Origin of the sequence: Agrococcus phoenicis (assembly GCF_047302415.1) — a bacterium.
Classification (GTDB): Bacteria; Actinomycetota; Actinomycetes; order Actinomycetales; family Microbacteriaceae; genus Agrococcus.
On the sequence record NZ_CP154854.1, the window covers coordinates 1,622,439 to 1,638,712 of the forward strand.

The 16,274-nt window shown below is 75.9% G+C and carries 15 protein-coding genes; 6 read left to right on the top strand and 9 right to left on the bottom strand.

What is annotated here, in order from left to right; genetic code table 11:
• Positions 1-849 (bottom strand): nitrilase-related carbon-nitrogen hydrolase, encoded by an 849-nt coding sequence (locus AA0Z99_RS07795; protein ID WP_413316530.1) that lies wholly within the window; start codon positions 847-849, stop codon positions 1-3.
• A 197-nt stretch (positions 850-1,046) separates the two neighbouring features.
• Here AA0Z99_RS07795 and AA0Z99_RS07800 point away from each other — a divergent pair, with 197 nt between their 5' ends.
• The 4 genes from AA0Z99_RS07800 to cofD are packed head-to-tail and all read left to right on the top strand — an operon-like array spanning position 1,047 to position 5,066.
• Positions 1,047-2,054 carry an ABC transporter substrate-binding protein gene (locus AA0Z99_RS07800; RefSeq protein ID WP_413316531.1) on the top strand — a complete coding sequence of 336 codons (1,008 nt, stop codon included), beginning with the start codon at positions 1,047-1,049 and terminating at the stop codon, positions 2,052-2,054.
• Positions 2,051-3,220 carry an iron chelate uptake ABC transporter family permease subunit gene (locus tag AA0Z99_RS07805; RefSeq protein WP_413316532.1) on the top strand — a complete coding sequence of 390 codons (1,170 nt, stop codon included), beginning with the start codon at positions 2,051-2,053 and terminating at the stop codon, positions 3,218-3,220. The genes AA0Z99_RS07800 and AA0Z99_RS07805 overlap by 4 nt, the downstream gene beginning before the upstream one ends.
• The gene (locus AA0Z99_RS07810) at positions 3,217-4,095 is read left to right on the top strand and encodes an ABC transporter ATP-binding protein (protein WP_413316533.1); all 879 of its coding nucleotides are present in this window, start codon (positions 3,217-3,219) and stop codon (positions 4,093-4,095) included. The genes AA0Z99_RS07805 and AA0Z99_RS07810 overlap by 4 nt, the downstream gene beginning before the upstream one ends.
• Positions 4,092-5,066, top strand: a complete 975-nt coding sequence (cofD, locus tag AA0Z99_RS07815; protein ID WP_413316534.1) for a 2-phospho-L-lactate transferase — start codon at positions 4,092-4,094, stop codon at positions 5,064-5,066. Before AA0Z99_RS07810 ends, cofD begins: the two co-directional genes overlap by 4 nt.
• On the opposite strand, the gene cofC is transcribed toward cofD, so the two are convergent.
• The 7 genes from cofC to AA0Z99_RS07850 all read right to left on the bottom strand — a co-directional run bounded on the left by cofC (position 5,063) and on the right by AA0Z99_RS07850 (position 13,902).
• Positions 5,063-5,740 carry a 2-phospho-L-lactate guanylyltransferase gene (cofC, locus tag AA0Z99_RS07820; protein WP_413316535.1) on the bottom strand — a complete coding sequence of 226 codons (678 nt, stop codon included), beginning with the start codon at positions 5,738-5,740 and terminating at the stop codon, positions 5,063-5,065. The two genes, cofD and cofC, sit on opposite strands and share 4 nt — an antisense overlap.
• Positions 5,741-5,767: 27 nt before the next feature.
• Complete coding sequence (locus tag AA0Z99_RS07825) at positions 5,768-8,047, bottom strand: transglutaminaseTgpA domain-containing protein (protein ID WP_413316536.1); 2,280 nt, start codon at positions 8,045-8,047, stop codon at positions 5,768-5,770.
• Positions 8,044-9,276 (bottom strand): DUF58 domain-containing protein, encoded by a 1,233-nt coding sequence (locus AA0Z99_RS07830; RefSeq protein ID WP_413316537.1) that lies wholly within the window; start codon positions 9,274-9,276, stop codon positions 8,044-8,046. The genes AA0Z99_RS07825 and AA0Z99_RS07830 overlap by 4 nt, the downstream gene beginning before the upstream one ends.
• The gene (locus AA0Z99_RS07835) at positions 9,276-10,256 is read right to left on the bottom strand and encodes an AAA family ATPase (protein ID WP_413316538.1); all 981 of its coding nucleotides are present in this window, start codon (positions 10,254-10,256) and stop codon (positions 9,276-9,278) included. Before AA0Z99_RS07835 ends, AA0Z99_RS07830 begins: the two co-directional genes overlap by 1 nt.
• The gene (gene cofE, locus AA0Z99_RS07840) at positions 10,253-11,074 is read right to left on the bottom strand and encodes a coenzyme F420-0:L-glutamate ligase (RefSeq protein WP_413316539.1); all 822 of its coding nucleotides are present in this window, start codon (positions 11,072-11,074) and stop codon (positions 10,253-10,255) included. The genes AA0Z99_RS07835 and cofE overlap by 4 nt, the downstream gene beginning before the upstream one ends.
• Positions 11,071-11,553: a pantetheine-phosphate adenylyltransferase gene (coaD, locus tag AA0Z99_RS07845; RefSeq protein ID WP_413316540.1), complete on the bottom strand. Its 483-nt coding sequence runs from the start codon at positions 11,551-11,553 to the stop codon at positions 11,071-11,073. The genes cofE and coaD overlap by 4 nt, the downstream gene beginning before the upstream one ends.
• 72 nt (positions 11,554-11,625) lie before the next feature.
• Complete coding sequence (locus AA0Z99_RS07850; RefSeq protein WP_413316541.1) at positions 11,626-13,902, bottom strand: ATP-dependent DNA helicase RecG; 2,277 nt, start codon at positions 13,900-13,902, stop codon at positions 11,626-11,628.
• Between the two features lie 100 nt (positions 13,903-14,002).
• Between AA0Z99_RS07850 and rsmD the strand changes: the two genes are divergently transcribed.
• Together rsmD and AA0Z99_RS07860 are read left to right on the top strand one after the other, a co-directional pair.
• Entirely contained in the window at positions 14,003-14,614 is a 612-nt protein-coding gene (gene rsmD, locus AA0Z99_RS07855) for a 16S rRNA (guanine(966)-N(2))-methyltransferase RsmD (RefSeq protein WP_413316542.1), read from the top strand.
• On the top strand, positions 14,611-15,222 hold the full coding sequence (locus AA0Z99_RS07860) for a GNAT family N-acetyltransferase (protein ID WP_413316543.1): 612 nt from the start codon (positions 14,611-14,613) through the stop codon (positions 15,220-15,222). The genes rsmD and AA0Z99_RS07860 overlap by 4 nt, the downstream gene beginning before the upstream one ends.
• Here the strand turns inward: AA0Z99_RS07860 and thiL are convergent.
• On the bottom strand, positions 15,207-16,208 hold the full coding sequence (thiL, locus tag AA0Z99_RS07865) for a thiamine-phosphate kinase (RefSeq protein WP_413316544.1): 1,002 nt from the start codon (positions 16,206-16,208) through the stop codon (positions 15,207-15,209). The two genes, AA0Z99_RS07860 and thiL, sit on opposite strands and share 16 nt — an antisense overlap.
• Between the last annotated feature and the right edge of the window lie 66 nt (positions 16,209-16,274).

Sequence of the window (16,274 nt, forward strand, 5' to 3'; positions counted from 1 at the left end):
CTACGGCTTCGCGATCCGGGTGTAGGAGTCGGGCCGGCGATCCCGGTAGAACTGCCAGTCGTCGCGCATCTCGCGCACGAGATCCATCTCGAGGTCGCGCACCATGAGCTCCTCTCCGGTGGCGGAGCCGCGCTCGCCGACGAACTCGCCGCGAGGGTCGATCACCTGGCTGGTGCCGTAGAAGTCGACCGCCAGGTCGCCGTACTCGTTGTCCTCGCGGCCGACCCGGTTGGGCTGCAGCACGAAGTACCCGTTCGCGACGGCCGCAGCGGGGCCCTCCACCTCCCACAGGCGGTTCGAGAGCCCGGGCTTCGTGGCGTTGGGGTTGAAGACCATGTGCGCCCCGTTCAGGCCCAGCTCTCGCCAGCCCTCCGGGAAGTGCCGGTCGTAGCAGATGTAGAGGCCGACCGTGCCGACGGCGGTGTCGAAGACGGGGTAGCCGAGGTTGCCTGGGCGGAAGTAGAACTTCTCCCAGAACCGGTCGAGGTGGGGCAGGTGGTGCTTGCGGTAGGTGCCGAGGATCGAGCCGTCGGCATCGACGACGACGGCCGAGTTGTAGTAGACGCCGGTCTGCTCCTCCTCGTAGATCGGCAGGATCGTGACCATGCCGAGCTCCTTGGCGAGGGCCGCGAAGCGCTGCACGATCGGGCCGTCGGCGGGCTCCGCGTAGTCGTAGTACCGCTTGTCCTGCGTGATGCCGAAGTAGGGCCCGTAGAAGAGCTCCTGGAAGCAGATGACCTGCGCGCCCTGCGCGGCGGCCTCGCGCTGGAACGCCTCGTGGCGATCGAGCATCGACGCCTTGTCGCCCGTCCAGGTGGTCTGCGTGATCGCTGCGCGCACCGTCGTCATCGTGTCCTCCGCTTCGTCGTCAGGAGTCGGCAGTCGCCGAAGGGCCAGTCAACCTCACCGGGGCGCGAATGGGTAGGGGCGCTGGCGCTGACGCCACCAGCGCCCGGCGACTCCCGTAGACTCGATGGCGCGCCGGGCATCACCACCGCGCGCGAACCGCATCACACCGTTCGCGTCAGCATGCCCAGGAGACATCCGTGCCCCACCCGATGCCCGCCCCTCGCCGCCTCGCGGCCCTCGCCGTGACGCTCGGTGCGCTCGCGCTCGCCGGATGCGCGCCGTCGGGCGTGCAGCCGGTCGGCGAGCCGAGCGGGCAGCCGAGCGCAGGCGCCGCTGTCGTCCCTGTCGGGATCGACGACTGCGGCATCGAGGTGCCGCCGCTCGCCGAGCCCGCCGAGCGCATCGTCGCCATCAAGTCGACTGCGGCAGAGCTCGTCGTGGCGCTCGGCCTGGGCGATGCGCTCGTCTCGACCGCCTTCCTCGACGGGCCGCTCGAGGGCGCAGACGCCCCCACCATCGAGGGCATGCCCTCGCGCGAGGCCGTGCTCGACCTCGATCCGGATGCCGTGGTGGCGGGCTGGGAGTCGGCGTTCGCGCCGGAGGCGGTCGGCGACCGCGCGCAGCTGCACGCGCTCGGCGTGCAGACGTGGGTCTCCCCCGCCGCGTGCTGGTCGACGGACGTACCGCCGCTGACGTGGGACGCCCTGCTGACCGAGCTGCGCGACGCGGGCGCGGCGCTCGGCGTGCCCGAGGCCGGCGCAGCGCTCGCCGACGAGCAGCGCGCTGCGCTCGAGGCCATCGAGCCGGTCTCCGACGAGGGAGCGGGTGCAGCACCGACTGCCCTCTGGTACTCCTCCGGCGAGGATGCGCCGTACGTCGGCGCGGGCTCCGGGGCACCGCAGCTGGTGCTCGACGCGGCGGGGCTGACGAACGTGGCCGCCGAGGTCGACGAGACCTGGACGACCATGTCGTGGGAGGCGCTCGCCTCGAGCGACCCCGACGTGATCGTGCTCGTCGACGCTCCCTGGCACACGGCGGCGTCGAAGATCGATCGGCTGCGCGCCAACCCCGCGACCGCCCAGCTCGAGGCCGTGCAGGCCGAGCGCTTCGTCACCATCCCCTTCCCGATGGCGGAGGCCGGCGTCGGCTCGGTCGAGGCCGTGCAGCTGGTGACGGACGCGGTGCGACCGATGGCGCTCGGATGACGCGCGCGGAGCGCACACGCCCGGAGCGCACCGGCGAGCGCGACGGCGCACCCTTCGCGCACGCCGCCGAGGCAGCGAGCGGGCGAAGCGCTGCCTCGAGCCCCGAGGGAGCGCGCGTCGCCCCCTCGGTGGCGCAGCAGCAGCGAGCGATCCCGCAGCGTCCGCGTCGCGGGCGCCGCTGGGCGCTGCCGCTGCTCGGCGTCGGACTGCTCGCCCTCGCGCTCGCGGCGGTGTGCTTCGGCGTCGCGGGCATCGCGCCGGGCGATGCGCTCGCCGCCCTCGCGGCCCGCGCGGGCATCGGCGCGACCCCGCTCGATGCCATCGACGACGCGATCGTCGCCGACCTGCGCCTGCCCCGCGTGCTCGCCGCCTGCGCGGTGGGCGCGGGCCTCGCGATCGTCGGTGTCGTCATGCAGGCGCTGGTGCGCAACCCGCTCGCCGACCCCTACCTGCTGGGCGTCTCCTCCGGCGCGTCGGTCGGCGCCGTGCTCGTGCTGATCGCCGGGCTCGGCGCGCTGCTGCCGGTCGCGGCCTTCGCCGGGGCGCTGCTCGCGCTGCTCGCGACCCTCGGCCTCGCGGGCGCGGCCGGCGGGGCGACACCCACCCGCACCGTGCTCGCGGGCGTGGTCGTCGCATCCGCCGCCAGCGCCGTCGTCTCGCTCGTCATCTTCTGGAGCGCCGCCGGCGACGCGTTCCGCGAGATCCTCGCCTGGCTGCTGGGCTCGCTCGCGTCGATCACCTGGACGAGCGCGGCGATCGCCCTCGCCGGGGTCGCCCTCGCGCTGCCGCTGCTCGCGAGCGGGCGAGTGCTCGACGCGCTCGCGCTCGGCGACAGCGCGGCCGGCGCGCTCGGCGTCGACGCCCGCCGCACGCGGTGGCTGCTGCTCGTCGCCTGCGCCCTCGTGACCGGCGTGCTGGTGTCGGTCTCCGGCGCGATCGGCTTCATCGGCCTCGTCGTGCCGCACGCGGTGCGCCTCGTGGTCGGCGGGGCGCACGCCCTGCTGCTGCCGGCCGCAGGCGTCGCAGGGGCCATCGTGCTGCTCGTCGCCGACACCGCGGCGCGCGCGGCCTTCGACCCGCGGGAGCTGCCGGTCGGCATCGTCACGGCGCTGCTGGGCGCGCCCGTGTTCGCCGCGCTCATGCTGACGGGCAGGGTGCGCACGTGAGCAGCTGGCGACGGGGCGGCGAGGCGGCGCACGCCGGCGAGGCGGCGCGCTCGAGCAGCCGCAGCGGGCACGGCCCTTCGCCGCACGCGCTGCAGGTGCGCGACCTCAGCATCGCGGTGCGCGGCCGCGCGCTGGTCCAGCGCGCGAGCTGGCGCGCCGAACCCGGCGGCATCACCGCCCTCGTCGGCCCGAACGGCGCCGGCAAGTCCACGATGCTGCGAGCGATCGCCGGCGTCGTGCCCGAGCGGGCGACCCGCTCCGGCAGCGTGCACCTGGGCGGCGAGCGGCTCGACACCATGCCGGCCCGCGCCCGTGCCCGCCGCGTCGCGCTCGTCGAGCAGCTCGCCGACGCCGCCCCGCAGCTCACCGCTCGTGAGGCGGTGCGCCTGGGCCGCACGCCGCACCACCGCATGCTCGGGTTCTCGATCGGCGACGAGCACGTGGTGGAGGCCGCGCTGACCGACGCCGGCGCCGCGCCGCTCGCGGAGCGGCGCCTCGGCGAGCTCTCCGGCGGCGAGCTGCAGCGCGTCCACATCGCACGCGCCCTCGCGCAGCAGTCGGGCGCGGTCACCGGCAGCGCGCTGCTGCTCGACGAGCCCACGAACCACCTCGACGTCGCCTGGCAGCTCGAGCTGCTCGACCTCATCCGCCGCCTCGCCGCCGACCGCCCGGTGGTGCTGACCGTGCACGACCTCGCGCTCGCCGCCACGCACGCCGACCGCATCGTGCTGGTCGACGGCGGCCGGGTGGTCGCCGAGGGCACGGCGGATGCGGTGCTCACCGCCGAGCGCATCCGCGCGGTGTACGGCGTGGAGGCGTCGATCGACGCCGACGAGGGCGGCGTCGCCATCCGCTACCGAAGGGTGCACCCATGAGGATCACCGTGCTCGCCGGCGGCGTGGGCGGGGCGCGCTTCGCGCTCGGCCTCCGCGAGGCTGCGCAGGAGCGCTTCGGCGACGAGGCCGAGATCACGATCGTCGCGAACGTCGGCGATGACCTGTGGCTCGCGGGCGTGAAGGTCTGCCCCGACCTCGACTCGCTCATGTACGCGCTCGCCGGCGTGAACGACGCGGAGCGCGGCTGGGGCCGCGAGGGCGAGAGCGAGCGCGTCGCCGCAGAGCTCGCCGCCTTCGGCGTCGGCTGGCCGTGGTTCACGCTCGGCGATCTCGACCTCGGCACGCACCTGGCCCGCACGGCGCTGCTGCGCGAGGGTGCGACGCTCACCGAGGCGACCGCGCGGCTCACCGCCCGCTGGCCGCTCGGTGTCACGCTGCTGCCGGTCACCGACGACGAGGTGCCCACCCACGTCGAGACCCAGGAGGGCGTGCTGCACTTCGAGGAGTGGTGGGTGCGCACGCGCGCGACCGTGCGCGCGCGGCGCTTCGTGCAGCAGGGGCTCGAGCGCGCCAGCATCTCGCCGGCCGCGAGCGCCGCGATCGCGAGCGCGGACGCGGTGCTCGTGGCCCCCTCGAACCCGGTCGTCTCGATCGGGACGATCCTCGGCATCCCGGGCGTGCGCGAGGCGCTCGCCGCTGCGACGGCGCCGATCGTCGGCGTCTCGCCCATCATCGGCGGGCGCGCGCTGCGCGGGATGGCGGCCGCGTGCCTCGAGACCATCGGGGTCGAGGCGGATGCGGCTGCGGTCGCCGCGCACTACGGGGCGCGGTCGCAGGGCGGGCTCCTCGACGCGTGGCTCGTCGCCGAGGAGGACGCCGGGTCGCTGCCGGCGCTGCGCGAGCTCGGCCTGCGCGCTGCGGCGCGTCCGCTGCTGCTCACGCCCGGCGGGCCGGCAGCGCAGGTCGCGCGCGATGCGCTCGCGCTCGTCGAGGCGCAGACCGGTGGCTAGGCCGCGATCGCCGCCTCCTGCAGCACCGCCTGCGTGTGCGCACCGACCCCGAGGTCGATCGCGATGTGCAGGTCGGCGAGCTCGTCGACGTCGGTGCGCAGCCCCGACTCCGGGTCGACGGGCAGCTCGACGTGGCCGGCGAGCCGGTGCAGTCGGGCGGAGCCCGGGCCGAAGCGCGGTCGCAGCGCATCCGCCCGCGTCGCGGTGAGCAGGGTGGTGCCGGTGGCGATCGCGTCGGGCACGTAGGCGCGGTGCTCGCGGCCGGCGAGCTCGAGCGCGGCATCGAGCGCCGCGGGCGTCAGCGCCGGCAGATCGCCGAGCATGACGGCGCCCGGCCGGTCGCCGGGCAGCACGGCGACGCCCGCCCTGATCGCGGCGGCGAGCCCGGTGCCGGGGTCGGCGACGACCTCGACGCCGGTCAGCCCGCAGCACACGGACGCATCGCTCGTGACGACGACGACCCGGTCGACGGATGCGGCGGCGCCCGCAGCGACGATCGCGTCGCGCGCGAACGCCACGGCGAGCGCGGCCCGCGCGTCACCCGCATCGAGGCGCGACTTGCCGATCGACCCCTTCACGGGGATCACGATCGACCACAGCATGCCCTCCACACTACGTCTGCCGGGATGCCGCATCCGACCGGCGATGCTCAGGAAGGCCTCAGAGACCGCCACGGGCGCTCGGCCCGGTGCCTGACGACCTCACGCGTCGCGGCCGCGCTCCGCCTCGACCCCCAGCAGGCTCGGCGGCAGCAGCACCGCGAGCGCACGCCGCCGTCGAGGGGCGGCAGCGACCAGGGCCCTGCGCGCCGCGCGCACGTCGGCGTCGACGGCGCCGGGCTCCCTCGGCCCCGCGTCGAACACGGCGCGCTCGGCCGCCATCCGCACACGGCCGGCCGCTCCGGACGCGTCGGAGCTCCGCGCGGCGATCGCCTCCTGCACCTCGCCCGGCGTCGCCGAGGCCGGCAGCCGCGCGCCCAGGTCGGCGAGCGTCGCGCGCAGCTCGAGCCAGGCGCCCGGCGCCCCGCGCCGCAGCCGCGTCACCCGCTGCACCGCCCGAGCGATCGCGGGCAGGGCCAGCAGCAGCAGCGCGCCCAGCACCAGCAGGATCGCGCGCAGCACGGCAGGGTCGATGACCGGACCGCGCTCGCCGGGCGCGGCGCCGCCCGTCGGCGTCGGCGCGGTGGGCGGCGTCGACGCCTCCGCTGCGTCGCTCGGCGTGGGCGAGGGCGTCGGCCCCGCGCTCTCCGGCGGCACGCTCGGCGTCGGCTCGGGCGTGGGGCTGCGGGTCGGCAGCGCGCCCTCGGGGCTCGCCGAGCCGGTGCCGGCCCCGGGAGTCGTCTCGACCCGCACCCAGCCGGCGCCGTCGATCCACGCCTCCGCCCAGGCGTGCATCTCGTTGGTGGACACGGCCCATCCGCCGCTGATCTCGCTGCCCGGCAGGAACCCGACCACCACGCGCGCCGGCACTCCCGCGCCGCGGAGCAGGCCGGCCGTCGCGCTCGCGTAGTGCACGCAGTATCCGCTGCGCGTCTCGAGGAACCCGGCGAGCGCATCCCACCCCTCACCGCCCGTGCCGCCGAAGCCGGGCAGGTCGAGCTGCTCGGAGTAGTCCCAGAGGCCTGCGGTCATGAAGTCGTGCACGGCGAGCACGCGCGCCGCAGCGCTCATGCCGGGCGAGACGAGCGCTGCGCCCTGCCGCGCGATCGCCTCAGCGGCCTCGGGCATCGCGAGGTACTCGTCGTGGCCGGAGGCGCCGCTCGCCGCCGGGAGCGCGTCGAGCGGTGTCGAGCGCGACCCCGAGGCGGTGTACTCGAGGCCGGCGGTGTCGACGTCGTCGCCGATGCGGAGCGCGTCGTTCGCGACATCCCAGCTGCTGCCCTTGGGTCGCGGCACCGCCACGACCCGCTCGGGGGTCGGCAGGCTCTCGGCGCGCACGTCGGACATCCGCACCGTCATCTGCATCGGCTGGCCGCTGTCGGCGCCCTCGACCAGCACCGCGGGGCTGCCCGGCTCGGCGGGCGCGGCCTCGAAGCCGGCCTCACCGGCGAGCGGCAGCGTCATGAGCCGCGTGACGAGCGGCGCGCCGTCGGTCGTCGAGTAGGTGAAGACGGGTCGGTCGGCCGGGCGGCGCAGCTGATCGCCCAGATCGATGCCGGCGTCCAGCATCGGGGTCGCCGGGCTGAAGAGCTCGTCGAGCGTCGGCAGCTCGAGCGCGCTCTCGCGGGGCGCCGGCGCCACGACCGGCAGAGTGGCCGAGAGCACCGCCGCCACCCCCACGAGCGCGAGCGGCGCGCGCCAGCCGCTCCCGCGCGCTGCGCGCTCATCGACCGTCGGCGCCGCGAGCACCAGCGCGCTCACGATCACGCCGGGCAGCGCGTGCCACCAGGGCACGTCGATGCGGAATGCCAGCGGCAGCACGAGCGGGGTCGCCGCGAGCACGACCGCGATCGCCGGCACGCGCAGCGCATGACCGACGACGTCGACGAGCAGCGCGAGCGCGATCGCGGCCGCCACGACGACGGCGAGCACGGGGCCGATCGCCGCGACCGGGGTCGAGACCGCCCAGGCGATGTCGACCAGGCCCTGATCCAGCACGCGCAACGCCTGCGGCACCGACTCGCGCGTCGGCACCACCGCGAGCATCGCCTCCTCGGGCGCCGCGAGGGCCGTCACCCAACCGACCCCGACGATCGCCGCGGCCACCGTGCCGATCAGCGGCGGGGCCGCCGAGCGCACGAGCGCCGCGGTGAGCGCGAGCGAGCCGACCGCGAGCACAGCGGGCCAGAGCCACGCCTGGCCGAGCACGGAGATCGCCGACCACAGCCAGGCGACGGGCAGCAGGGCGAGCGCGACGGTCTCGACGACCCCCGCGCGGACGCGTCGCGGCATCCGCTCGGGATCCCGCTGGTCGTCGCCGGCTCGAGCGGCCGTGCGCTCCTGCGCATGCACCCGGGGCTCGCGCGTGCTCGCACCGCTCACGCGAGCTCCCGCACGGTACCGACGCGGTCGATCCAGCGGCGGATGCGCACGCGCGCGCCCGGCGGGATGCGCGGCGGCGAGGCATCGCGCGCCGACACGAGCCAGAGCGTGGTGCCCGGCGGCAGCGTCCAGGTCTCCGGGGCATGCTCCGCCAGCGCGATCAGGTGCGCAGCCGAGCGGCCGCTCGATGGCGCCCGCGGTCCGTCGTCGCGCCCTGGGCGCCCTGGTCCCTCCCCCGCGTCCGTGGAGCCGGATCCGCCGCGCGGGTGCGCCTCGAGCGCAGCGAACGCGGCGAGCGTCGCCGGCAGGTCGCGCCAGTCGGCGGTCGGCATGCTCGGCGCACCCGTCTCGCGCACCACCACGCGCCGCTGACCGGCTGCGAGCGCGCGCACCAGCGAGCACGCCGCCCGCGCGAGCCGATCCTGCGCGTCGCGGTCGGCTCCGGCCGCGCTGGCCGTGTCGATCACGATGACGTCGTCGTCGGTCGCCGGGTTCGCCTCCTGGCGCACCATCAGGTGACCGCGCTTCGCGCTCTGGCGCCAGTGCACGCGGCGCTGCGGATCGCCGTGCCGCCACTCGCGCACCATCGCGTCGACGCTGTCGGCGGTGCGCGACTGCGACAGCCGCCCCTCCTCGCGGATGGAGCGCAGCGAGGTCGTCGGCAGCGCCAGCACCGCTGGGCCCACGACGAGGCTCGCGCGCGCGTCGACGGTGCGCAGCGAGCGCATCACTCGGAACGGGTCGAGCGCCACGACCGCCACGGGAGCGAGCCGCCAGCGACCGCGCGGATGCGCGCCGAGGTCGACCAGGGCGCGCCCGTCGTCGTCGAGCTCGCCCTCGAGCAGCAGGTAGCGCTCCGGCCCGGGCGCCCACGTCGACCAGGCCGCACCCGCGTGCCGGCGGTCGCCCACGATGCGCAGGGACGCCTCCTGCCCCTCCTGCAGCACGCCCGGCACGCCGAGCCGCACCGCGCCGACGGCGCCGAGCACCCACCAGAGCCCGATGAGCAGCACCCCGAGGCACAGCGCGGCCGGCACCAGCAGCACCACCTGCCGCTCCCAGTACGCACCGACGAGCAGCAGCAGGCCCACGAGCAGCAGCACGGCGCCCCGCGCGGTCGGCCGCACCCTCGCCGAGGTGCCCGCGCGCAGCGAGGGCGCGGACGGCCCGCGCGCGCCCGCACCGCTCGGCGCGACCTCGCCGGGAGCCGTGCGGGAGCCTCGGGCCATCAGCGCATGACGGGGGCGGCCGTCGAGGCGAGCGCCTGCGCGACCACCGCTCGCGCCTCGTCGTGGCGCGCCTGCGGGTCGTGCATCACGAGGTGGTGCGGCAGCACGTGCGGCGCGAGGGCCTTGACGTCGTCGGGAGAGAGCCAGTCGCGGCCGAGCAGGTGGGCGTGCGCCTTGGCCGCGCGCACGAGCTGCAGCGTCGCGCGCGGGCTCGCGCCCAACCGCACGTCGGGGTGACCGCGCGTCGCCCGCGCCAGCCGCACCGCGTAGCGCTCGACGAGCTCGTGCGCGCGCACGGCGCGCGCCTGGTCGATCTCCGCCTGGAACTGCGCCTGGCTCGTCACGGCCCGCACGGCGTCGAGCGGCTGCGCCGTCTCGCGCGCGGTGACCATCGCGTGCTCGGCCGCCTCATCCGGGTAGCCGAGCTCGAGCCGCGCCATGAAGCGGTCGCGCTGCGCCTCCGGCAGCGCGTAGGTGCCCTCCATGTCGATCGGGTTCTGCGTCGCGACGACCAGGAACGGCGTCGGCAGCACGTGCGTGACCCCGTCGACCGTCACCTGCCCCTCGGCCATGCACTCCAGCAGCGCCGCCTGCGTCTTGGGGCTCGCGCGGTTGATCTCGTCGGCGATGACGATGTTGGCGAAGACGGGGCCGGGCTGGAACCGCAGCTCGCCGGACTTCTGGTCGAGCACCGACATGCCCGTGATGTCGCTCGGGAGCAGGTCGGGGGTGCACTGGATGCGGCGCACGCTGCCGCCGACGGCCGCGGCGAACGCCCGGGCCAGCTGGGTCTTGCCGACGCCCGGCACATCCTCGAGCAGCACGTGCCCCTCCGCGAGCAGCACGGTCAGCACCGTGCGGATCTCGGCGCGCTTGCCGGAGATCACGCTCGCCACCGCGGCCTCGATGCGCTCGCCGGCGGTCTGCTGCTCGGCGTGCTGGTGGCCCTGGCCGGCGTCGCCCAACCTCGCGTCGCTCATGCCTGCACCCTCGCCTCGTCCGTCGTCGCTGCGGCTGCTGCCTCGGCGTCGCGCCTGCCCGCCTCGTAGCCCGCGCGATGCGCCTCGTCGGCACCGAGGCGGAACATGTCGTCCTCCGCGGCGCGCACGAGCCTCGTCGCGCCCGGCTCGTCGAGCCCCGCGACGTGGCGGCCCATCCCCCGCACGAGCACGACGGGCACGCCGTCGGCCTTGCCCGCGACCAGGTCGGCCGCGCCGGCGATCTCGTCGGCGATCGCGGGTGCCGTGACGACGAGCGGCCGGCCGCCCGCGTCGAGCTGGCCGCTGAGCGGCTCGAGCACGCGGATGCCTGCGGCGCCGATCGCGACGTCGGTCTGGCCGACGCGCCACGCGCGCCCGAGCGTGTCGCTGACGATGACGCCGATGGTGGCGCCGAAGCGCTCCCGCAGCGCCGCGGCGATCGCGCGCGCCGAGGCGTCCGAGTCGATCGGGAGCAGCAGGATGGTGCCCTCGTCGGTGTTCGAGGCGTCGATGCCCGCCGCCGCCAGCACGAGGCCGGTGCGGTGCTCGACGATGCGGGTCACACCTCCCGGGTGCGGGCGCGAGGCGACCAGCCGCACCGATTCGTCGTCGATCGCCTGCTCGCGCTCCTCGGCGGGGCGGATGCGCCCCTCGGCCTTGGAGACCACCTTGCTGGTGACGACGACGACGTCGCCGTCCCGCGGCTCGAGGGGCGCGAGCGCCTCGGCGACCAGCGCCGGCAGGTCGTCTCCCGGGCGGATCTCACCCATCCCGCGCACCGCCAGCAGCTCGAGGTCTGCGCCGCCCCGCGCGGTCATCGCTGCTGGAGGAAGGTGGCGACCGCTCGCGGCACGTAGGGGCTGATGTCGCCGCCCAGCTCGGAGACCTGCCGCACGAGGCTCGACGAGACGTGCGCGTTCTCGGGGTTCGGCAGCATGAAGATGGTCTCGACGCCCGCGAGGTTGCGGTTCACGATCGACATCGGCGTCTCGTAGGCGAGGTCGGTCGACGAGCGGATGCCCTTGACGAGCACCTCGGCGCCCACCTGCTGGCAGTAGTCGACCAGCAGGCCCATCGACCAGTTCGCGATGCGGATCTGACCGTCGATGCGGGCCTCGGCGATCGCGCGCTCGATGAGCTGCTCCCGCTCGGGCACCGGCAGGAAGGCCGCCTTGTCGGGGTTGTGGGTGACCACGACGTGCACCTCGTCGAAGAGCTTCGCGGCGCGCGCCACGACATCCAGGTGACCCAGGGTCACGGGGTCGAACGAACCGGGCACGACAGCGATGCGGGGCATGCCCTCCAGCCTAGGTCACGTCGCTCTGGGCGACGCGAGCGTCGGCGGCAGGCCGAGCGGAGGCGGCGCGCCTCAGGCGGTGACGAGCGCGGCCCGCGCGTCGGGATCGAGGCGCGCGTGCACCGCCAGGCGCAGCGTGGTGTGGTGCTCGAGCTTCGGGTCGTCGGCCAGCACCTCGTGCGCGGCGGCCCGGGCCGCCTCGATGATGCCGCCGTCGCGGGCGACCCGCAGCGCTCGGAGCCCGCTGCGGCCGCCCGACTGCACGTGCCCGAGCACGTCGCCCTCCCCGCGCTGCTCGAGGTCGACCTCGGCGAGCTCGAAGCCGTCGAGCGTGCCGGCCACCGCCTCCAGCCGCACCATCGCGTCGCTGAGCGGGTCGGCGGAGGTCACGAGCATGCACAGGCCCGCGTGCTCGCCGCGACCGACGCGGCCGCGCAGCTGGTGCAGCTGCGAGACGCCGAAGCGGTCGGCCGAGAGCACGACCATCATCGTCGCGTTCGGCACGTCGACGCCCACCTCGATGACGGTCGTCGCCACGACCACATCGATCTCCCCGGCGCGGAAGGCCTGCATCACGGCGTCCTTCGCGTCGGTCGACATGGTGCCCGTGAGCGGTTCGATGCGGCGCCCCGCGAGCGCCGGGCTCGCCTGCAGCTGCCGCAGGGTCGTCACGACGTCGTCGACCGGGGCCGCGGGCGCGGCGCTCGCGGGCGCATCCGCGCCGCTGCCGCCCGGCCCGCTGCCTGCGCCGGCGCGAGCCCTCGTGCCGCCCTCGGAGCCGCCGCCCGCCTCGCCTGCCGCGCCCCCGTCGTGCGCGCTGACGCCCTCGAGGGTGCCCGGCGAGATCGCAGGGCAGACGACGAAGGCCTGCCGACCGCGCTCGAGCTCCTCGCGCATGCGGCCCCAGATGCGGTGGAAGACGACCGGATCCTCCTTGTCGACCACGAAGGTCTGGATGGGGCTGCGACCGGCGGGCAGCGAGCGGATGGTCGAGACGTCGAGGTCGCCGAAGGCCGTCATCGCGATCGTGCGCGGGATGGGGGTGGCGGTGAGGACGAGCGTGTGGGGGTGGGTGCCCTTGGCGCGCAGGGCCTCGCGCTGCGCGACGCCGAAGCGGTGCTGCTCGTCGATCACGACGAGCCCGAGCTCGGCGAACGAGGTCTTCTCGCTCAGCAGCGCATGCGTGCCGACCACGATGCGCGCCTGGCCGGCGGCGATGCGCAGCATGGCCCGCTTGCGCTCGGCCGCGGGCATCTGGCCGGTGAGCAGGGTCGGCTGCAGCTCGGCGGCGAGGTCTGGCCCGAGCGCACGCGCGATCGAGCGCAGGTGCTGCACGGCCAGCACCTCTGTGGGCGCGAGCAGCGCCGACTGGCCGCCCGACTCGGCGACGGCGAGCATCGCGCGGGTCGCGACGACCGTCTTGCCCGAGCCCACCTCGCCCTGCACGAGCCGATGCATCGCCGTGCCGCTGGCGAGGTCTGCGGCGATGGCTTCGCCTGCGGCGACCTGGTCGTCGGTGAGCCGCCAGGGCAGCGCGGCGTCGAAGCGCTCGAGCAGCGCGCCCGCATGCCGCGGAGCGGTCGGCAGGGTGTCGAGCCACGAGCGGGTCGCGAGCAGGTAGGTCTGCAGCAGGAACGCCTCCTGCCACGCGAGGCTGTGGCGCGCGCGGTAGGCGTCCTGCTCGACGCTCGGCGCGTGCACCATCCGCAGCGCCTCCACGAGCGGCAGCAGCCGATGGGCCGTGCGCACGGACGGCGGGACTGGATCGGGCTGGTCGCCGATCGCGTCGAGCGCCTGCTCGATGAGCCCCTGCAGCTTCGTCGTGGTGACGGATGCGGTGGCGGGGTAGATCGGCACCGGCTGGTTCGCCCACTCCTCGGCGTCGATGCCCTCCGCCTCGTCGAAGAGCTCGACGTCGGGGTGCGCGAGCTGCCAGCGATCCTTGTAGATGCCGACGGTGCCGGAGAAGAGCGCGGTGACGCCCTGGTGCAGCTGCTCCTTCCGGAAGGGCTGGTTGAAGAACGCGAGGTCGATGCTGCCCTCGCCGTCCGTGATGGTGATGGTCGTGAGCGAGCGGCGACGGCCCTTCTGATCGCGCGCGAGGTCGCGCGACTCGACCGAGCGCACGCGAGCGACGAGGGTGACGTGCTCGCCGGGAACGAGGCTCGCGAAGTCGGTGAGCTCGCCGCGCTTCGCGTAGCGCCGAGGCAGGTGCCAGACGAGGTCGCCGAGCGTCGTCATCCCGAAGGCTCGCTCGAGCTTGCCCGCCGTCGCCTTGCCGACGACCCGCTCGAGCGGTCGCCCGAACCCGTCGGGCAGGGCGCTGCCGCCCGCTTCCTCACTCGCCACCCCGCCAGCGTATGCGCGGGCGCCCACGGGCGCCGCGCATGCGCCCGCGGCTGTGCGCGGATGCGCGCCGCGCGTGGGCGGGATGCGCCAGGATGTGGGCATGACGCGGATCATCGGAGGACTCGCCGGCGGTGCGCGCCTGCACGTGCCGCTGCGGGGCACGCGGCCCACCTCGGAGCGCGTGCGCGAGGCGATCTTCAGCGCGCTCGACGCGCGCAGCCTGTGCGACGGCGCGCTCGTGCTCGACCTCTTCGCCGGCTCCGGCGCGCTCGGGCTCGAGGCCGCCAGCCGGGGCGCGGAGTCGGTGGTGCTCGTCGAGCGCGACAAGGCCGCTGCGAAGGTCGCGCAGCGCAACGCCGAGGCGGTCGCGAAGGCGGGCGCCGCGCGCGCGCTCGTCGAGCAGACGGCAGTGCGCACGTACCTGCAGCGATCGGGTCGCACCTTCGACCTCGTCTTCGTCGACCCGCCCTACGACCTCCCCGACGTCGACCTCACGGCCGTGCTCGCCGATCTGGCGCCGCTGCTGCGGCATCCCGCGACGGTCGTCGTCGAGCGGTCGCGCAAGGCGGCGCCGCTCGAGCCGCCCGGCGACCTCGAGGTCGAGCGCACCCGCGACTACGGCGACACGAGGCTGCACTACCTCGCCACCGCCGGCACTGCCGCCGACGCGCAGCACGCTGCGACGGAGCCGGAGCCGGAGCCGGAGCCGTGAGCCCAGTGCCGGCCGGCGCAGGGCCGAGCAGCGGCGCGCCCTCCAGCGCGGGGCCGACCAGCGCAGCGGTCACCGCGCCGCTCGAGATCGCCCGCGCCGACTTCGAGGATCCCGCGCTCGGCTCCTTCCTCCAGGCGCACCTCGACGACCTCGCGCCCACCGCCCCCGCGTGCAGCCAGCACGCGCTCGACCTCGCCGGGCTGCAGCGCGACGGTGTGCGGCTGTGGGTCGCGCGGCTGCACGACGGCGCGCTCGTCGGCACCGTCGCCCTCGCCGGCGTCGAGCCGGGCCTCGACGAGCTGAAGAGCATGCGCACCGATCCTGCGCGGCGCGGCGCCGGCATCGCGACGGCGCTCCTGCGGCACGCGCTCGACGACGCCCGGTCGCGAGGGCTCGACCGCGTCTCGCTCGAGACGGGCGCGCAGCCCTTCTTCGCGCCCGCGAGGGCCCTCTACGCCAAGCACGGGTTCGTCGAGTGCGCGCCCTTCGGCCGCTATCGGCCCGATCCGAACAGCACGTTCATGACGCTCGCCATCGAGGCCTCGAGCGCGACGCCGCCCCCGCGCGCCTGCATCAGCTCGCCCGGCCAGGATCAGCTCGCCCGGTAGGGATCCCAGCCGCGCGGCTCGAGCACCGCGCCGTCGAGCGTCACCGAGCCCTGGCCGTCGGCGGCCGGCTCGACGACCCCCAGGCGGTGCACCGGGTGCCCGGCGAGCTCGGCAGGGGGCTCGACGCTGGCGGGCAGCGTGAGCAGCAGCGCGTGATCCTCACCGCCGTGCAGCGCAGCCGAGAGCGCAGCGCCCGGCGATGCGGCGGCGACGGCCGCCGACTCGAGCGCGATGCGCACACCGGATGCGCGGGCGATGCGAGCGGCGTCGAGCGCGAGACCGTCGGAGACGTCCAGCATCGCCGTCGCGCCCAGATCTGCCAGGGCGACGCCGGCGCCGACGGGTGTGCGCGGCGCGAGCTGCGCGGCGACGGCAGCGCCGGCCGCGCCCTCGCGGAGCGCTCGCGCGAGCGCGGGCGCAGCGCCCGCGTCGTCGCCCACCGCGAAGAGTGCGCGCAGCCCCGTCGCAGCCAGGCCGAGCCGACCGACGCACCACACCGCGTCCGCCGCCCGAGCGCCCGAGCGCAGCACGGGCCCGCGGCCGCCGAGGTCGCCGAACGCCGTGACGGCGATCGTGGCGTGCGGCGCCGTGCCGAGGTCGCCGCCGACGACGCCGCAGCCGGGCGCGAGCGCCGCGATCGCGTCGGCGAGCCCGCGCGCGAACGCCTCGAGCGCCGACACCCGCGTGGTCGGTGCGACCGCGAGCGCCACGACGAGCGAGGTCGGCGCGGCGCCCATCGCCGCGACGTCGATCAGGTTCGTCGCGACGGCCTTCCACCCGAGGTCGTGCCAGCTCGACCACGCGAGGCGGAAGTCGGCGCCCTCCAGCATCGTGTCGGTCGTGACGACGAAGCGGCCGTCCGGCGCGCGCACGACGGCGGCGTCGTCGCCCGGGCCCACCGCGGTGGCATCGCCGGTCGGCAGCAGCGGCAGGAAGCGGCGGAGTGCTTCGAGCTCGCCGGCCTCCTGCAGCGTGGGGTCGTCCATGCCAGCAACGCTAGCCGCCGAGGGCGCGGAGGCGGGCCCCGGGGCCGGGGTCGCCCGCTGGGAGCC

Coding starts and splice junctions, on each gene's coding strand:
- cofD (WP_413316534.1), top strand. CDS start 4,092: ATGAGGATCACCGTGCTCGCCGGCGGCGTGGGCGGGGCGCGCTTCGCG.
- AA0Z99_RS07795 (WP_413316530.1), bottom strand. CDS start 849: ATGACGACGGTGCGCGCAGCGATCACGCAGACCACCTGGACGGGCGAC.
- cofE (WP_413316539.1), bottom strand. CDS start 11,074: ATGACCGCGCGGGGCGGCGCAGACCTCGAGCTGCTGGCGGTGCGCGGG.
- AA0Z99_RS07830 (WP_413316537.1), bottom strand. CDS start 9,276: ATGGCCCGAGGCTCCCGCACGGCTCCCGGCGAGGTCGCGCCGAGCGGT.
- AA0Z99_RS07835 (WP_413316538.1), bottom strand. CDS start 10,256: ATGAGCGACGCGAGGTTGGGCGACGCCGGCCAGGGCCACCAGCACGCC.
- thiL (WP_413316544.1), bottom strand. CDS start 16,208: ATGGACGACCCCACGCTGCAGGAGGCCGGCGAGCTCGAAGCACTCCGC.
- coaD (WP_413316540.1), bottom strand. CDS start 11,553: ATGCCCCGCATCGCTGTCGTGCCCGGTTCGTTCGACCCCGTGACCCTG.
- AA0Z99_RS07805 (WP_413316532.1), top strand. CDS start 2,051: ATGACGCGCGCGGAGCGCACACGCCCGGAGCGCACCGGCGAGCGCGAC.
- rsmD (WP_413316542.1), top strand. CDS start 14,003: ATGACGCGGATCATCGGAGGACTCGCCGGCGGTGCGCGCCTGCACGTG.